We start from the raw sequence: 16,807 nt of genomic DNA, 5'->3' as shown, positions 1-16,807 counted from the left end.
GCCCGACGGGAGCGCAGCCGGCGAACGCGCCGGACGCGCTCCCGTCGCAGTAGAAGCCCAGCGCCCATCAGCCAGGTTCACCAAGACGTAGAGGTCGACTGACATCGCCGTCATCCTGCCGATGTACGCGATCATCCAGCCGCCCTCCGCTGCGATCTGCACGGCCGCTTCTCTACCGTTGATCGCTGCAAAGGTTGCGCATCGTGCAGGCTCGCCGAAAGGCCATGCAACACGGCCTCAGCCACCGCGAAGTGCCGCCCAGCCTGGCGCTTCGGGTGACTACTCCGGCGCCATTCGCTTCCCTTCCGGGTGGAAGAGGGGCAGCAAGCTACGACGGCTGCCAGCCCGCGTCGATCGCATCTTGAAGCCGCTTACTGAATACCGCATGCGCCTGCCGATACTCGTTCTCGCGATCGGCTTTATAAAACGGCGCGACATACCCCTCGGGTAGAGGATTTCGCTCCGGGTCTTCCAAGTACGCCATCAACTGAACATAGTGACTCTTTTTTTGCCCGAACCCATAAGCATGATGAACCCTGGAGATTCGCCGACCGCGAGCATCGAACCACATCCCGTCCTCATAATCAGCCATAATCGGATACCGAGATCGGAAAATTGCGATAAGTTCATCTACTTCGATGCCCAACCATGCCGCGACAAGTGCATCTATTTCGACCAATGCCGCACGGCGCTCCAGGTCAGTACGTAGGGGTATCCGAGCGCTCCACTCGGGGCTGACGCTTCCTAGGGAGGCAGCTGCGGCGGGCCAAGCATATGCCCAGCACTCAGAAGACCAACGACGATCGAACAGATCTGCCCACAGCTCACTAAAAGCACCCGTAAGGCAATTCATTCTTAACGTTCGAACAAGCAACGGCGACGACAGCGGGTGCGAAACCTGAGGCATAGGCATTAGCTTCGCTGCCGCGACGTCAAGGTTAGCTCGCCCGGTTATGCGAAGGATATAGTCGAGCGGCAACGATGCCCAAAACCCCGCTGCCAGAGTGGTTTGTTCGACGCTCCCCAGAGCCAAGCTACGAACGGAATGGATGTGAGCTGGGCCGGGCGGTATCATCGCCGCAAAGAGACTCCGCTCGGTGTCGAATGGAATCATCATTCGCCAGACGAGTCGATAGTATCTCGTGTAGGGTTTCCCGGCCCAAATTTCCTGACCGGCACGCGACTCACCCTCCGTCTCGTTTACTACATACATCGTGCGCGGCACCACTCGCATAGGCAAAGAAGTCAGGTCGAACGCTTGCCAAGTTCGACTTTCTCCAATCGCGACTTCAGGTTGCTTAGCAAAGGGTGTAGCGGCAGCAAAGTGACTGCCCTGCAAGACCACCTCATCAAGAGAAGTCGGGTTGCAGAGGGCCTGCCGAATGAGACCGGCTTGACGAGCAGTCGTTTCGTTGTATCCGCCAGTAATCCGAGGAACAGTCGCGCCGAGTCGGTGGGTACACGCGGCGAGGGCCGCCATTGCCCGCTCCTCGTGTGTCGTTATCGGATACAGCAGCTCGGCCTGCCCTACCGGCTGAGCGAAATCACCTCGCAGGCTCTGCCAGAGCCTCAGGGTTGCCTGATCCACCCCGATTATCCGAGACTTGTGAGGGCGCAGGTCCCACGACCGCTGGTACTTCTGCCCCGGAGGAGGGCCCGATCCGTCATGAGTAAGCGACTCGACGAGCGTGCGGGGATCGAATAGCCAGCTCATATGGGAGAAACGGGCCGCCCTTTTCTTGCCGTAGATGTGGATAGCAAACTCAGTGTTGACGTGAATTTCAGGGAATACCCCTCGACGGTTGTGAAAGTGGGCGTGAAATCGCAGATGCCCGTAACTGGAGGCCCGCAACTCAGCCTCTTTCACTCCCACGAAGTGGGTATCCGGGTGCACAAGTCCGCCGGTTCCGCCTCGGCCGATATTGGCCCAGACTTGACACATGAAGGCGCGGTAGAGATCGGGTCGAGTACCTACCAAGAGGCGATAGAGCACCGGACTGGCAAGGACTGACACGAGGCCAGCTTTGTTGCAGATTTCCATCAGGTAATATCGACGATCTTCTTGCCGTCGCAGTAGTGCTGATTTTCGCTCCATCCAGGTGCGCGCCGGAGGTTTCTCAACTAAACAGAACCATGGCTCGCGTTCGGCCAGAACTGAATCTTCCTTCCAATCGGGCCGGACCCAGGGCGGATTGCCGACTTGAATGTCGAAACCGCCCTTGGCGAAGGCTTGGGCGAAGGTAAGTTCCCAGTGGAAGAAGCCCTGTTGTTCGGCGATCTGGTCAGCGGCAAGGAGCCAAGGGAAGCGGTCGGAGAGGGTCCAAGGCGAGTCGACGCCGATCACGCCGTCGAGCTTTTGCTCGAACTCGCTCATCTCGCTCAGGCTCGTGAGCGTCCGGCCGTAGAACCTCTCGGTGTTCTCGTCCACATCACTGCGGCCGATGAGCGCTTCGGCGAACGTCAGCCAGTCGTCGAGGTTGGTCAGCGGCACCTGCTGCCGGAGCTGTTCCGCCACCGTCATCCGCCGGGTGCCGCCGGTCGGCTTGGTCGGGAGCTTCATCTGCTGCGGCTGCACGTTCCCGAAGATGTCCGCAGTCTCGTACACGGCCGGTTCCTCGTACGCCGGCTCGTCCTTGATGTGTGAGACCTGGACGGGCGCAGCCGGATACCTCGGGTCGGAGCCGTCGAGCAGCCCGACCTTGTCCAGCGGCCAGAACCACAGCGCACACCAGACGTCCATCAGCGTCTTGAGCCGCCAGTACGGCGTGCCCGGCGCGGTCAGGTCGGCAAGAATCTCCTCCCGGGGCACGGCTTCGGTGACCGGCGGCAGGTCCTCGGCGCCCCAGACCTTGATGTCGCGGCGGATCTCCCGCTCGGAAATGTCAAGCCGTTGCTGCACCAACCCCCACAGGAACTCGACCCTCCGACTGAGGGCCTGCAAGCGCTGGACCTGCGAGTTCTTTCCCTTGGCGGACGGCGTGCGCTTCATCGCCGTACGCCAAGCCTTTAGTCGAGCGGTCTCGGCCGGCGCCAGCTCGCGGGCCTCCTTCTCGCCCGCGACCGCGCCCCAGCCGTCGGCCGGGAGCAGGAAATGGTGGATGGTGCCCTCGTCGATGGGCCCGTCCCGGAAGGGCTGTTCCTTCGGCGCGGTGGTGAGCCACGACTTGTCGGCGAGCTGCTTCGGGCCGTAGGTCTTGCGGCCAGCGCCGATGAGGGAGTTGCCACGTTGCAGGTGCAGGCCGAACCAGGGTGCCTGGAGGCCAGCGTGCATGACGTTGAGCCAGAGCGACACCTCGGCCAGTTCGACGGCGGTTCGGTTGAGGTCGACGCCGTAGCTGTTGTGCAGGGCGATGTACGCCTTCACCCGTTGGAGTTCGAGGTGGTAGTCCTCCGGGTCGAGAGTGACGTCCAGTTCCTTCTGCCGGCGGCGCAGGTATTCGGCGGCGACCTGGTTGATCGCCTCGTTGAGGAACGCGCCGGAGCCGAGCGCCGGTTCGCAGATGGTCCAGTCCAGCAGTTCGCGGGCCGGGGTGATCGTGTCGTCCTGGTCGAGCCGGTACTTGAGGGCGAGCTGGACGGTAACCTCGGTGAGCGACTGCGGGGTGTAGTAGGAGGCGCTGGTCTGCCGGTCCCGACCGGCGAGCCGGTAGACGAACTGTCCCGGCTCGTAGCTGACCCGGCTACGGACGCCGGTGTAGGCGTCTTCCTTGTAGACGAAGACACCATCGTCGTACTCGTCGACCTTGGAGGCCGGGATCATCCACGAGCCGTCCTTCGGGTCGCCGTTCTTGGCGACCTCGTAGAGCTGCTCGGTGGCGACGAAACCGGTGTACGACATCAGGCCCTCGTAGACCGCGCCGAGCTGGTTGATGCCGAGCTGGGCGTACGAGATGAAGCCGCCGCGGCGCTTCTTGCCGCCCTTGGTGAGCATCAGCCGGCGCAGCACCTCGTAGAGGACCTTGTTGCGCAGCCGCGTGTCAATCTTCGGTGCGTGCTCGTCGTCGGGGTCGCTGCCCGGCTCGGCGATCAACCGGCCGATGAGCTTGGTCTTCTCGGGCAGGAACAGGTCGGAGCGCATGGGCTCGAAGCGCAGCCCCTCCCCCTCGCTGGCCTTGTCCTCGACCTCCGCGCCGCCGCGCGGCCGGTGCCCCTCGTTGACCATGCGGAACAGCAGGTCGAGCGACTCGTACAGATGGGTGCCGTCCTCGGCGGACGGGGCCAGGCGGCGGGAGACGAGGTCACCGAGGCGGGCGAGGCTGTAGCCCTCGACGTACTGGGGGTCGTTGACCGGCAGCACGCCCAGTTCAGGACGGGCCTCGGCGTAGAGCAGGAACAGGATTCGGTAGAGGTAGCGCAGCGACTCCCGGCCCAGTTCCTTGGCCAGCTCGTCGAGGTCCATCACCTGCTGCGGCTGGTGGCCGGCCCGCCGGATCTGGTCGAGGACCTCGTTGGCGATGAGTTCGACGGAGACCTTCAGGCCCTCGCGGAGTTCGCTTGACACCCCGACGGCGTGCTGGCGGGAGCCGGCGACCAGGTCGGCGAGGGGTTCGGTGCCGCCCTCGGCGGGTGGGCGCAGCGAGTCGGCACCAAAGAGCGCGGCGACGACGTCGAGTTCCTTGTCGTCGTTGCGGGCGTACGCGGTGTCGAGGCTGACGGCCAGGTATCGGCCCTCACCCCAGACGGTGCGGTCGGCGAGGGTGATCACGCCGCCGCTGAGGATCAGCACGTAGCGGGGCTTCGGGCTGTCGGCGGCGAAGAGCAGCGAGGCGAGCTTGGCGCCCGTCTCGATGGTCTCGGTGCTCGACAGGGTGAGCGGGTCGAGCAGGCGGCCGGCATCGTCCGGGTCCTGGGCTGCCTCGGTGTCGACCGCCCAACCGCAGTCCAGCGCGACGATGCCGTGCGCGGTGGTCAGCTCGGCGTGGGCGACGCTGACCTCGTACTCCTGGCCGTTGCGCTCGACGGTGATGGTCTGCGGCTGCGGGTCGAAGCCGAGCGCCCGCAGCACGTCCTGGTGCTGCTTGCGCAGCCGCTCGGGGTCGAAGAAGTCGACGTCGGTCAGCTCGGTCTTGGCGTCGAAGTACTGCCGGCGCATGCCGCGCAGACCGGTGCGCGGCGTCGGCTCGCCAGACTTTTCCGTCTCGGCCCACTGCTTGAGCAGACCACCCTTGAGGGTCGTGGGCAGGATCTCGGCGAGGTAGTGCGCGGAGAGGTACTCGCCGCGGTTGGTCAGCGACTCGAAGCTCATGCGGCACTCTCCTGCGACGGTACGAGGACGGCGAGCACCCGCAGCAGCGGGTCGCCGGCTGTTTCCAGGCGGTCGAGCAGGTCGTGCTGCTCCTGGACGGTGGTGTCGACGCGTTGGCGTCGCTTCTCCCGGTGCGCGCCGGGCAGCTCATCGAGAATGCTGGCCTGCTGGAAGGTCCTCAGCTGCTCACGGTGCCGGTGCAAGGGCTCGGCGTTGGCCTCGGCCCACTCGGCGCGCTTGCCTTCCAGATACTGCCGGGCGACCTGGACCGCCTCCGGCAACAGATCCTTCAGCGGGTCGATCGCGATGGCCTCGGCGCGGTTGACCATCGTGGGGCCGACGTTGGCCTCGCGCAGCACGTCGTCCATCGGTCGGATGGTCGGCGACGCGGGCAGGTCGGAGACGGCCATCCACTGGACCACGGTGGGTTGGCCGAGGCGGTTGGCGTAGACGCCCTGGATCAGGAACGTCGGCGCGGTCACGTCGGCGGTGAGCACCGGGGCCTGCTGGCGACCGAGCCGGATCAGGACCTTGTCGACCAGCCAGTCGACCATCGGGTGCACGTCGCTGAGGAAGGCGATGTCTGGCCACATCGGGGTCTTGCTCTGCCGGGCCTGATCGAGCTTGCGCTGGGCGAGCGCGCGGTCGAAGGTGACCTTGAGTCGCAGGTCCTCGCCCTCCCGGTGTGCCCGCAGGTAGGTGCGGGGCAGGTCGGTGAGCCGGTGCACCAGGTCGTCAGGGGCGAGGAAGGTCATCAGTTCGTCCTCGCGGCGCAGGTCGATGTGGTCCTCGGGCCGGTCCTCGTAGATCTCGTACAGGGCGGCGTCAACGAAGTCCTGCGTGGAGTCGAAGAGCTTCGGCACCTGAGCGCGCGGGATATCCGCCGTGACCGGTGCGGTGCCGACCTCCCCGAAGAGGTCAGCCATCACGTCGACCTCGGCGTGGGCAGCCTCGTAGGACTCGTCCACCGACTTGCCGGCGAGCAGGTCCCGGACCAGCCGGTCCTCCTCGGCCTTGGCGTCGTACTGGCCCGTCACCGCCTCGACGCTGCCGAGGCTGCGGTGAGCGGTCTCCTCCCGGTTGAGCAGCTTCTCGGCGACCGTCCGGTCGTCCTTGGCGTCCTCACGGTCGGAGGTGAGGATCAGCGCGCGAAACTGCGGTTGGTGCTTCTGCCCGTAGCGGTCGATGCGGCCATTGCGCTGCTCGATCCGAATCAGGCTCCACGGGATGTCGTAGTGGATCAGGTGGTGGCACTGCTGATGCAGGTTGACGCCCTCGGAGGCGACGTCGCCGGTGAAGAGCAACCGGACGTCACTGCCGGCCAGCTCGAACTCCTGAAGGATCGTCTGCTCATCCTTGTCGGCCACCCCGCCGTGCAGCACCCGGATGGCGTTCGGCTTGAGGCCGAGCATTCCGGGGACGACCTCGGCAAGCCACTTGATGGTCGGCACCCGCTCGGAGAAGACCACGGCCCGGGTTGCGCTGTTCTTGCCGACGCCGATCTTCCTCAACTCGTCGACCACGCCCCTGAGCTTGCTGGAGTCGGTATCGGTCATCGCGGAGGTCAACTCCGCGAGCCGGTCCAGGGCCGCCCGCTCGGTGCCGGTGGCCTTCTTTCGCCGGTTGGTCACCGTCTCGTGCAACGCCCGGTGCGAGGACAAGAACGATTTCAACAAGGTGTACGGGAAGAGCCGGTGCTGCCCGGTGATTGCCTCGTCAGTCCACTTGCCGGCCAGCCACACGTCGGTCAGCTCGTCGAAGATCTGCTCCTCGCGGTGGCTGGCCTCGCAGTGCAGTGCCTGCGACGGGCCACGGTCGGCCCAGCGATCGCCGATCTGGTCGCGTACCTCCGGGCTGATCTTCGTGCGGCGCAGGTAGAGGTGCGCGATGTCGCTGGCCTGGTAGTCCTTCTCGTTGGCGATCGCCGCCGGGTCGAGCAGCGAGATCAGCTGCGCGAACGACTCCTTGTCGCCGTTGTGCGGGGTCGCGCTCGCCAACAGCAGCGCGTCGGTCTTCGCGGCCAGGCGCCGGGCCAGCTCGTTGCGCTGGGTGCCCTTGTTGATGAGGTTGTGCGACTCGTCGATGACGACCGCGTCCCAGGTCGTGGCATCGAGGTGGTGGCCGAACTGGCCGGCGTCCTTGAGGGTGTCGACCGAGATGATGGCTCGTTTGAAGTAGGTGAACGGGTTACGCCCGGCGGGGATCTCCTGCTGAATGCGCTGGATGCCGGTCGAGTCGAGCCGGACCAGCGGGATCGCGAACCGGGTCCAAAGTTCGCGCTGGAACTGTTCGAGCACCTGCTGCGGCGAGACCACCAGGATGCGCTCCCCTCGGCCACGACGGATCAGCTCGGCGAGGATCAGCCCGATCTCAAGGGTCTTGCCCAGACCGACGACATCGGCGAGCAGGATCCGCGGCCGCAACCCGGACAGCGCCAGCTCGACCGGCCGCTGCTGGTAGGTCAGCGGGTCCAGGAGAAACCGGTCGGCGAGGGCCAACCCGCGCTCGGTGCGCGGCAGCGGAGTACGCCGCAGCACGGCCTCCAGGAACAGGCGGCTCTGCCGAAACCGCGACGACGTGTCCTGGATGAGGTCGGTCTCCTCGGGCACCAACGGCGTGATGTCCTCAAGGTCGGTGAAGAAGGTCGCCTCGACGTCCTGCACGAACTCGGAGACGCCGACCGCCTTCACCATCGTGCCGTCCGCGGTGCCGGTCTTGACGCTGCGGATCAGCCATTCCTCGTCGCGGACGACGATGCGGGAGCCCGGGGCGAAGGTCGCGGCCTGGGTGGGGGTCATCGGTGGTGCCTTCCTACAGGGTCGAGCGGCGGGCGTACTGGCGGCGCATCTTGTCGACCAGCCACGTCACATCGGCTGGCGCGTTGGGCCGTTTGGCGTCGGCCTTCGTGGGTGTCGTCTCCGGCACCGGCACGGTGTCCGCCTCGATGACCGGCGTGCCCTCCGGGTCCTGTTGCGGATCATCCAGGTCCGGAGGGACCAGCAGTTCCGTGCCGCCGTCATAGGTGAGTTCGGCGACTTCCTGGCGCAGGACGTGGACGCTCTTGCCGCTGGCAGCGGTGGCGACCGCCAGCAGCCGGGCGCGAACGTCGGTCAGACCGGGTCGGGCGGTGGGGTCGAAGGCAAGCATCGTGCCGAGCAACTGCACCAGCTCCGCCGGCACCCCGGAGAGGTCGGGAAGGTCGCTTGGCTCGCTGATGCGCAGCAGCAGGTTCCAGGAGTTCGTCGGTGGGTAGAGCCCACGCCCGGTCAGCGCGAAGACCAGCGTCGCGGCGAGGGCGTAGACGTCGACCGCCGGCGTCAGGTCCCGCTCACCCTTGACCTGCTCGGGCGACATGTAGGCGGGTGTGCCGACCAGGGCGCCGGGCTCGGTCAGGTAGTCGTCCCGCTCGATCAGCACGGCCAGGCCGAAATCGATGAGCTTGGGACCGTCGGGGCCGAGGATGATGTTCTGCGGCTTGAGGTCGCGGTGCAGCAGCTTGACCTGGTGCACCTTGGCGAGGCCTTCGGCGAGCATCGCGCCGGCCATGGCGGCCAGCGGCAGGGGAAGCGGCCCTCGTGCGTCGACGTGCTGACGCAGCGTGGCGCCGGGAACGTACTCCACGGCGAGCCAGGCCGGGTTCGCGTAGGGGTCGGCGCCCTCAAGGCGGGCCACCCGGGAGCCGAAGACCAACTTGAGGCTGTCGACCTCGGCGGCGAACCGCTCGCGCACCGTCGGTGCCTCGATGAGGTGCTGCTTGATCACCTTGACGGCGACCCGCTCGGCGGTCGGCGACACCGCGAAGAACACGTCGCCCATACCACCTGAGCCGAGCGGCCGGACCAACTCGTAGCCGCCGATTCTGCCCAGCGTCATTCGTCCCCCTCACGATGACACAGACCCAAATTGCTCGTCTGCCCTGTCGGCTCGACGCCCGGCAGACGCATGACCGTACAACGTTGGACTTTCGACGAGGAAGCGTCCGAATGGCGGTTCCTGTGAGACGTTGAATCCATACTTCAGACGGCTCGATACGCCGCCGTCGGATATCTGACGACACCAGAAAGCGTGTCAGCTGTTCCAGAACATCAGATCGCGGGCCTGCCGCGAACAAGCCGTCAACTCCGGCACGTCCCGCGAAGGGACGACGTAGTCGCGCTCGCGGATGAGCGCGAGGAAGTCCGCCGGCAATGTGACGCGGTGACGCCGCACGTAGTAGGCGAGGTCCTTCCGCCAGAGCCAGTCACCGTCGGTCAAAACGGTCGAGCCGTTCATCACCTGCCGGGCCGAGTCGAAGGCATCGTTGGCGACATCCATTACATCGATGAGGACGTGCCCTGAGTTCAAGTAGCTGACAACCTGGGTGAGGTCGGGCAGTTCCTCATCGGCGACGCTGTCGAAGATGCTCTCCTGCGGCTGGGCGGAGCGGACCGGCCCAAATTCGCGGAACATCCCCGCCACCCTCAGCTGACCGCCGCCCATCAACGCCCACCGCTCGGATAGAAGGTCTCCCACCTCATCGGATGCCGACGTCTGGCCGCAGGGCCCCACGTGCCAACCCGTCGGCGGTGAGTTGCGCCAGCTCCGCCCCCAGTGAGGCGGCCTGCCGGATCGCCGACTCGAAGGCGTCGAGGCGCCGGAACGCGTCCCCGTGCGCCCGCTGCTCATCGAGCGACAGCCGCCGCACCTGCGCCCGCCGAATGTCGAACCGCATCGTCCCCGAGAGACTCGACGACTGTTTCTCGTTCGCCGACGTCCGCAGTTGCCCGGCCAGGAACCACGGATCCAGCGCCGCCGGGTTGGGCCGCAGCAGGTAGAGGTTGCGCCCCAACAGCGCCCCCTCGGTGGTGACCACCCGTGCGGTGAGCTGCCGCGCGATCATTGGCACCACCACGTCCCCCACGGCCAGGGGGATCTCCTGCCCGAACCGGTCGTCGCCCCGACCGGACGCCTCCACCCCGGCGAGCACGTCCTGGACGGTGAGCACCGGCGGCCCGTCGGGTGCGGGTCCGGAGGTACCGGCGCGGACCGGACCGATCAGTTGCAGCGCCCCGGTCTTCGCCAACTCTCCAACGGTGAGGAAGAGGCCGTCCGGCCCGTCGGGCGCGGGCGTGACCTGCGGCAGTAGCGCCGGAAGTTCGCCGACGATGGCGGCCAGTCGTTCTCTGGTGCGTACCAGATGCTCTCCGGAAGCCTCGCCCACGACGGCGGGTTGCCGGCGTGCGGGGGTGAGGTCGACTTCCTCGTCGAGCAGCTCGATGACCGGGACCGCGCGGGCGAAGCCGGCCTCCTCGACGTCGCCGTCCGGGGCGGCGGCGAAGGCCCGCCACGCGGCCAGCACGCGCGGTGCGGTGTCGGCCAGGTGGCCGTTTGCGGCGTCGATCAGCAGCGCCCGTGGTGGTGGCGGCCCGTCGGTCGCGGCGCGTCGCAGCACCCACAGGTGCAGGGGTACGCCGTGCGGCGCCGCCACGCCCGGTGGGAGCGCGATGACGGCGCGCAGGTGACCTCGGCGTAGCAGCTCGCCGCGGATGCGCTTGCCGGCGCGGCGGCTGGCGACAGTGGGTGGCATCAGCAGGACGGCGTGCCCGCCGACCCGCACATGGGCGAGGGCGTGCTGCACCCAGGCCAGCTCGGGTTCGGTACGGGGTGTGGTGCCGACGATCCAGCGGGGGTCGTGGCCGAGTTCCTCGTCGCCCCAGTTGGTGGCACCGAAGGGTGGGTGGCAGACGACGGCGTCGACGGCGCGGCCGGCGAAGGCGTCGGCGCGCAGCGAGTCACCGCCGCTGACCTCCCCGGGTACGTCGTGCAGGGCCAGCCACAGGCCGGCGAGCCGGGCCAACTCGTCGTCGAGTTCCTGCCCGTACATCGAGGTGCTGCCGGCGCGGACGGCGGCTCGCAGGATGGCGCCGGAGCCGGCGGCAGGGTCCAGCACTGAGCCGCCGCCGACGTTGGCGAGCCCGATCATCAGATCGGCGAGGTCGTCGGGGGTGGCGAAGGGGCGGCCGGGCCCTGGTGCGGAGAACCGCTGCCACAGCTCGTCGAACGCGCCCTGCGGGCCCAACTCGTCGGCGAGGGCGTCGATGTCGGGCAGCAGCGGCGTGAGTTGGGCGTCGATGCTGGCGCTGCGGGAGCCGCGTTGACGGGCCAGCAGGAGGGCGCCGACGGCGGCGAGCCCGGCGGCCGGGGAGTCGCTGGCGGCGGCGAGGTGTCGCCAGAGCCGGTCGGCGGTGGCGAGCTCGGGGAGCTTGCCCTGGGTGCGTAACCACTGCTCCACCTGGATCAGGTCGAACTCGGGGCTCGCCGTCGTTCCGCCCACGGGGGCGGGGAAGTCGGGATGCCGTTTACGCCAGTTGCTGACCGCGGCGCGACCGACACCGGCGAGCCGGGCGATCTCCGCTGCCGTGATCGTCGGGTTCTCCACGCCGAAAGTTTCGCACACCTGTCAAGCATGAGATTGTCTGTTGACAGTGTTGTCGGACGATGCTCTTATTGACCCCGCAACACTCACTTCAGGAGGACAGCGATGCGCAAGACCACCACTCTCGCCCTGCTCGCCACCGGCCTCATCGCCCTGGGCTGCGGCTCCGGCGCCGCCGACAAGGCGAGCGACTCCAGCAGCGACAGCAAGGCGAGCAGCTCCAGCGGCGACGAAGGCGGCGCCAAGGCCGAGGAGAAGCCGGCGAAGACCGCCAAGATCGGGCAGCCGGCCCGGGACGGGAAGTTCGAGTTCACCGTCAAGTCGTCCAAGTGCGGCGTCGCCAAGATCGGCAGCGACATGCTCGGCCAGAAGGCGCAGGGCCAGTTCTGCCTGGTCACTGTGAACGTGAAGAACATCGGCAAGGAAGCGCAGATGTTCGACGGCAGCAGCCAGAAGGCGTACGCGGCCGACGGCACCGAGTACTCCGCCGACACCGGCGCGGCGATCTACGCGAACAAGAACGCCGAGACGTTCCTCAACGACATCAACCCCGGCAACCAGGTCAACGGCGTCGTGGTCTTCGACATCCCGAAGAACGTCAAGATCACCAAGCTCGAGCTGCACGACTCGATGTTCTCCGGCGGCGTCGACGTCACCCTCGGCTGACCTCTCCCCCACCCCGGGGCGGGTCTGAACGATCCGCCCCGGCTGTTCACACCATCCCTGTTCACAGAAGGAAACCGGTGATGACCGACCCGATCGCTCCAGATCCGAACGAGAGTCCCGAGCATCCAGAGTCGACCCCTGGCATCTCGGCCAACCCTGAGGTTGACGCCTCCAGCGCGAGCACAACGCCGATCGGCAGACGTCGCTACCTGATCGTGGCGTCGGCAGTGGTGATTCTGCTGGCTGCGGCCACGAGCATCCTCTTCCTGATGCAGCGCGATTCGCCGTTGGAGGCGGCCCGACAGGCCTGCGGTGCCGGCAGGGAGGACTGGGCGATGCTGGGCGACGACGGCAACTCCCTCACGCTGCGCAGCGTCGGCAAGGAGCGCACCGGCCTGAAGCTGGAGCAGTTGCAGTGCTACTTGACCGAGCTGGACGTGCCCGACGCCGTCATCGCGGAGATCGAAGGCACACGTGCGCTGGACGGACGGCAGTCCGGCGAGTGGGAGGACATGCGCGCTTCGTGGATCTACCACCCGGATGACGGCCTCCAAATGATCATCACCCTTTCGAACTGACTCCTTGCCATTCATCCCGGTCCGGCACTCGGCCGTACCGCTGTCCTTCCGCGCCCTGGAGACGACGATGGCCCTCCCCCACCCGTACGGCACCCCCCGCTGCTCGGCGCGGACCTTCCACCTGCGTCAAGCCGTCCGCGCCACCGGCGTCCTGCTCACCACCGTCCTGCTGGCGATGACGCTCACCGGCTGCGCTGACGAGCAGCGCCCCGCCGCCAAGCCGGCGACCGTCACCACGAGCGCGTCCGCCTCACCCAGCACGACACCGCCACCCCCCGACCGCGACGGCGACGGCGTCCCCGACTCCAGCGACGCCTACCCCGACGATCCCAAAAACACCCCGCAGCAGCCGCCGGTCAGCTTCGAGTGCGACACGGGCAACGACTGGGATGCGCTGCTCACGGTGCGGCCCGGCAAGGACGGCCGGCCGGACTTCAGTGAGGTGTGGGCGGCGAAGCCGACGTCCTGCGACGCCCAGGCGGAGATCTATCCCGTGACCGATACCGAGAAGGCCGCACTGAAGACGTCGAAGTACGACGGTGGGGACATCACGACCCTGTACGAGATGTGCGCCGCCGTCGATCCCAAGGACACGTACCTGGAGGCGGACTTCGCCGCCAGCAGCGAGCAGATCCCCGAGATCAACGCGGCCCTCCTACTCTGCCCCAGCTACCCGTACGCGAAGAAGTGGCGCGAGACGGTGAAGCGCGGGCAGGTCGACGTGGACCTGGCAGCCCAGGGTCGAATCTTCGACGAGGGCACGTTCCGCGTCGGTAAGGAGATCAAGCCCGGCACGTACGTCACCACCGACGTTGACGGCTGCTATTGGGAGCGGCAGAACAGCTCCGGGCACACGATCGACAACTACTTCACCAATGGCGCCCGCCGGGTGCAGGTGACGATCCGCTCGTCCGACTACGCCTTCAGCTCCCGGAACTGCGGCGAGTGGCGCCCGGCGCGCTGAACCGCAGCACCGACATCCACCGCTCACCCCGGGCGGGCCGACGAGCCGTCGGCCCGCGGACACCACACGCCTGGAGACGACAATGACCCAGCCCGCACAGCCCACCGCGCCCCTGATCGAGCTGATCTTCGACCGACTGGCCGCCGCTGACGGCGTCCCGACCGAGACCGCCGAGCTGGTTCTCGCCGCCCTCACCGGCGAGGAGGACCTGACCGCCGCGCTCGCCGGCACTCCCACGCGGCTCGACCCCCGCTCCCCCGCCGACGACGGTCCGGCGGAACGGATCTGGTTGAAGTCGGTGACCGTCGCCGGTTTCCGTGGCGTCGGCCCGGAACGGACCATCCAGATCGGCCCCGGGCCGGGTTTCACACTGGTCGTCGGCCGCAACGGCTCCGGCAAGTCCAGCTTCGCCGAGGCCGCCGAACTCGCCCTCACCGGGGACAGCGCCCGGTGGGCCGACAAGACCAGCGTCTGGCGTACGGGGTGGCGCAACCTGCACAACCCGGACCCGTGCTGGGTGGATGTGGAGCTGCGCGTCGACGGGGTGGCCACGCCGACCCGGGTGCACCGGGCCTGGCCGGTCGGGGCCGAGCTGGCCGACGCCGAGGTGACGGTCACCAGCGCCCAGGGCCGGCACGCGGACCTCTCCGAGCTGGGTCTGGCCCGCCCTCTGGAGCTGTACCGGCCGTTCCTTACCGCGGCCGAGCTGGGCAAGCTCGCCGCCGGAACGCAGAGTCAGCTCTTCGACGCGCTCTTCGCGATCCTCGGGCTGGACGCGCTCACCGACGCCGACCAGCGTCTGCTGCGCGCCACCCGGCCGCACGAAGCGGCCATCAAGGAGGTACGCGCACAGCGCGCCACCCTGGTCGCCACGCTTGACGGGATCGCCGACGACCGGGCCCGGCGGGCCGCCGCGCTGATGCGTGGCCGGGGCGCGGTCGACGTCGGCGCGGTGACGGCGATCCTCGACGAGCCGGACGAGACGACCACCGACCGGGAGGTACTGCTCTGTCGGGAGCTCGCCGCCCTCGCCCCGCCGCCGGTCGACGAGGTGACAAGGCTCGCCGGTCAGTTGCGGGACGCGGCTGTCGAGGCCCGGCGGTACGACGGTGGTCGGTCCCGGGCCGCGCTGCGGAGCGCCGAGCTGCTCCGCCTCGCCCTCGAACATCACGAGGACGAGGGCGACGGGTCGTGCCCGGTCTGCGCCACCGGCACCCTCGACGGTGGCTGGCGTGCCGCCGCCGCAGAGTCGCTCGGCGAGCTTCGGCAGCGCAGCGTCGCCGCCCAGACGGCGACGACCCGACTGACGGCCCTGCTGCGGCAGACACACCACCTGATCGACGACCTTGTTGTGCCCGAGGGACCCGGGTCCGAGCCGACGGCCGGGGCGCTGCGCGACGCCGTTGCCGCGCTGCGGCGCGTACCCGGGGAGCCGGCCGAGCTGGCCGACCACCTGGCCGCGCGGTACCCGGCGGTGGTGGCGGCGGTCGACGCGGCCCGCGCGTACGCCGAGGGGTTTCTGCGGCAGCGCGACACCGGCTGGCGGGCGGCGGCCGCCGAGGTGCGCGAGTGGGTGGCCACCGTCGGCGGACTGCCGTCGCGGGAGGCGGCCCTGGCCCGGTTGAAGGCAGCGCGCGCCTGGCTGAAGGACGCCGGTGCGCAGATCCGCAACGAGCGGGTCGCGCCGTTCGCCGGGCACTCGCAGCACATTTGGGCGCAGCTGCGGCAGGAGAGCAACGTCGAGCTGGGGTCGATGACGTTGGAGGGCGCGAACACCCGGCGGCGGGTGGTCTTCCCGGTCAGCGTGGACGGCGCCGACAACGGCACGGCGCTGGGTGTGATGAGTCAGGGTGAGATGCAGGCGCTCGGGCTGGCGACGTTCCTGCCCCGCAGCTGCGCCCCGGAGAGCCCGTTCCGGTTCATCGTGGTCGACGACCCGGTGCAGAGCATGGACCCGTCGAAGGTGGATGGCCTCGCGCGGGTCCTCGCCGAGCTGGCTGAGCAGCGGCAGGTGGTCGTCTTCACCCACGACACCCGTCTGCCGGACGCGGTCCGCCGACTCGATCTCGGCAAGGCGCGGATCATCGAGGTGACCCGGGCGGAGAAGTCCGTGGTGACGCTGCGGCCCGGCTCCGACCCGGTGACCCGCTACCTGGACGACGCGTACGCGTTGGCGCGCAACGAGGAGATCCCCGCCGAGGTGCGCGGGCCGGTGGTCGCGGAGCTGTGCCGTTCTGCGGTCGAGGCGGCCTGCCATCGCTCGGTCTGGCGGAACCGGGTGGCGCGGGGTGTCCGGCACGCCGACATCGAGGAGGCCATCGAGGACGCGTCCCGACGGGTCGCCACCACCGTCGCCCTGGCCGTGTTCGACGACGCCGAGAAGGGTGGTGACGTGCTCGGCTGGCTGGGCCGCCGGCACGGACGACGTGCGGTGAACGCGTACCAGGCATGTCGGGAGGGTGTGCACGGCGCGTACCTGGCGGACCTGCCCGGCCTGGTCGCGGACGCCCGCCTCCTCGTGGCGGCGCTGTCGTGACCGCGCCGACGCCACAGCGCTGCCTGGCGGCGGCCGATCAGCTGCTGCGCGGGGCCGGGCTGCTCGGCGCTGCTGCCGTGACCGCGGGCTGGTGGCCGCGGGCCTGCGCCTGTCTGATCCGGCTCGCCCTAGAAGGCGGCGTCGACGCCTACTGGCGGCGGGTGAAGCCGACCGTGGCGGCGTGCCGGCAGGGCCGTGCCAAGCAGTTGATGCTGCGCGGCCGGCTCGGTCCGGGCAGTGAAACGGCCCGTCGGGTGGCGTTCGCCTGGGCGACGCTCTCCACCGCCACGCACCACCACTGCTACGAGCTGGCCCCTACCGCAGCGGAGCTGCGTCGCCTGCACACCGAGGTGAGCGCCCTGCTCACCCGACTCCAGGCGCCCGCCAGCAGCACGAGCTGACC

General features: G+C 68.3%; 10 protein-coding genes. 5 read left to right on the top strand and 5 right to left on the bottom strand.

Going from position 1 to position 16,807, the window contains the following annotated elements; all coding sequences use genetic code 11:
* Positions 1 to 328 precede the first annotated feature (328 nt).
* The 5 genes from FB453_RS23815 to FB453_RS23795 all read right to left on the bottom strand — a co-directional run bounded on the left by FB453_RS23815 (position 329) and on the right by FB453_RS23795 (position 11,681).
* Entirely contained in the window at positions 329 to 5,245 is a 4,917-nt protein-coding gene (locus FB453_RS23815) for an Eco57I restriction-modification methylase domain-containing protein (RefSeq protein WP_145793544.1), read from the bottom strand.
* Positions 5,242 to 8,043: a DEAD/DEAH box helicase gene (locus FB453_RS23810; RefSeq protein ID WP_145793541.1), complete on the bottom strand. Its 2,802-nt coding sequence runs from the start codon at positions 8,041 to 8,043 to the stop codon at positions 5,242 to 5,244. Before FB453_RS23810 ends, FB453_RS23815 begins: the two co-directional genes overlap by 4 nt.
* A gap of 13 nt (positions 8,044 to 8,056) precedes the next feature.
* Entirely contained in the window at positions 8,057 to 9,118 is a 1,062-nt protein-coding gene (locus FB453_RS23805) for a serine/threonine-protein kinase (RefSeq protein ID WP_145793538.1), read from the bottom strand.
* Between the two features lie 195 nt (positions 9,119 to 9,313).
* Positions 9,314 to 9,694, bottom strand: a complete 381-nt coding sequence (locus tag FB453_RS23800) for a hypothetical protein (protein WP_145793536.1) — start codon at positions 9,692 to 9,694, stop codon at positions 9,314 to 9,316.
* A 64-nt stretch (positions 9,695 to 9,758) separates the two neighbouring features.
* Positions 9,759 to 11,681 (bottom strand): N-6 DNA methylase, encoded by a 1,923-nt coding sequence (locus tag FB453_RS23795; protein WP_486480408.1) that lies wholly within the window; start codon positions 11,679 to 11,681, stop codon positions 9,759 to 9,761.
* Between the two features lie 84 nt (positions 11,682 to 11,765).
* Here FB453_RS23795 and FB453_RS23790 point away from each other — a divergent pair, with 84 nt between their 5' ends.
* The 5 genes from FB453_RS23790 (at position 11,766) to FB453_RS23770 (ending at position 16,805) form a co-directional block, all read left to right on the top strand.
* Complete coding sequence (locus FB453_RS23790; RefSeq protein WP_145793534.1) at positions 11,766 to 12,326, top strand: DUF4352 domain-containing protein; 561 nt, start codon at positions 11,766 to 11,768, stop codon at positions 12,324 to 12,326.
* An 80-nt stretch (positions 12,327 to 12,406) separates the two neighbouring features.
* A complete protein-coding gene (locus FB453_RS23785) occupies positions 12,407 to 12,904 on the top strand; it encodes a hypothetical protein (protein ID WP_145793531.1) in 498 nt (165 codons plus the stop codon).
* Between the two features lie 4 nt (positions 12,905 to 12,908).
* On the top strand, positions 12,909 to 13,868 hold the full coding sequence (locus FB453_RS23780) for an Rv1352/Rv1906c domain-containing protein (protein ID WP_145793529.1): 960 nt from the start codon (positions 12,909 to 12,911) through the stop codon (positions 13,866 to 13,868).
* An 82-nt stretch (positions 13,869 to 13,950) separates the two neighbouring features.
* A complete protein-coding gene (locus tag FB453_RS23775; protein WP_145793525.1) occupies positions 13,951 to 16,404 on the top strand; it encodes an AAA family ATPase in 2,454 nt (817 codons plus the stop codon).
* Positions 16,401 to 16,805: a hypothetical protein gene (locus tag FB453_RS23770; protein ID WP_112725466.1), complete on the top strand. Its 405-nt coding sequence runs from the start codon at positions 16,401 to 16,403 to the stop codon at positions 16,803 to 16,805. Before FB453_RS23775 ends, FB453_RS23770 begins: the two co-directional genes overlap by 4 nt.
* The last annotated feature ends 2 nt before the right edge of the window (positions 16,806 to 16,807 follow it).

The organism is Micromonospora sp. CNZ322 (assembly GCF_007827755.1).
Note: the sequence above shows the minus strand (reverse complement) of the source record. Positions and strands in the feature narration are given on the sequence as shown.

What these genes read in the sequence shown, in the direction of transcription:
- FB453_RS23815 (WP_145793544.1), bottom strand. Translation starts at nt 5,245, where the DNA reads ATGAGCTTCGAGTCGCTGACCAACCGCGGCGAGTACCTCTCCGCGCAC.
- FB453_RS23810 (WP_145793541.1), bottom strand. Translation starts at nt 8,043, where the DNA reads ATGACCCCCACCCAGGCCGCGACCTTCGCCCCGGGCTCCCGCATCGTC.
- FB453_RS23805 (WP_145793538.1), bottom strand. Translation starts at nt 9,118, where the DNA reads ATGACGCTGGGCAGAATCGGCGGCTACGAGTTGGTCCGGCCGCTCGGC.
- FB453_RS23800 (WP_145793536.1), bottom strand. Translation starts at nt 9,694, where the DNA reads ATGTTCCGCGAATTTGGGCCGGTCCGCTCCGCCCAGCCGCAGGAGAGC.
- FB453_RS23790 (WP_145793534.1), top strand. Translation starts at nt 11,766, where the DNA reads ATGCGCAAGACCACCACTCTCGCCCTGCTCGCCACCGGCCTCATCGCC.
- FB453_RS23785 (WP_145793531.1), top strand. Translation starts at nt 12,407, where the DNA reads ATGACCGACCCGATCGCTCCAGATCCGAACGAGAGTCCCGAGCATCCA.
- FB453_RS23775 (WP_145793525.1), top strand. Translation starts at nt 13,951, where the DNA reads ATGACCCAGCCCGCACAGCCCACCGCGCCCCTGATCGAGCTGATCTTC.